At 64.9% G+C, this 689-nt stretch carries 1 protein-coding gene; it reads left to right on the top strand.

Annotation, left to right across the window (positions count from 1 at the left end; translation table 11 throughout):
• The coding region (locus tag AC31A1_RS52225) for an alpha-amylase family glycosyl hydrolase (protein WP_489660049.1) at positions 1–689 on the top strand (689 nt) is incomplete at both ends.

The following is a 689-nucleotide window of genomic DNA, read 5'->3' on the forward strand; positions in this document are numbered from 1 at the left end:
TTCGTCATGAACCACACCAGCGACCAGCACCCGTGGTTCCAGGAGTCCCGCAAGGACCCCGACGGGCCGTACGGCGACTACTACATGTGGGCCGACGACGACAAGCAGTACCCCGACGCCCGCATCATCTTCGTCGACACCGAAGCCTCCAACTGGACCTTCGACCCCGTCCGCAAGCAGTACTTCTGGCACCGCTTCTTCTCCCACCAGCCGGACCTCAACTACGAGAACCCGGCCGTCCAGGAAGAGATCATCTCGGCGCTGAAGTTCTGGCTTGACCTGGGCATCGACGGCTTCCGCCTGGACGCGGTCCCGTACCTGTTCGCGGCCGAGGGCACCAACTGCGAAAACCTTCCGGCAACCCACGAGTTCCTCCGCCGGGTGCGCAAGGAGATCGACGCGCAGTACCCCGACACGGTGGTGCTGGCGGAGGCGAACCAGTGGCCCGAGGACGTCGTCGACTACTTCGGCGACTTCCCGAGCGGCGGCGACGAGTGCCACATGGCGTTCCACTTCCCGGTGATGCCGAGGATCTTCATGGCGGTCCGCCGGGAGTCGAGGTATCCGGTCTCGGAGATCCTGGCCAAGACCCCGGCCATCCCGTCCGGCTGCCAGTGGGGCATCTTCCTGCGCAACCACGACGAGCTGACCCTGGAGATGGTCACCGACGAGGAACGCGACTACATGTG

Source organism: Streptomyces sp. P5F9, from assembly GCF_057961495.1.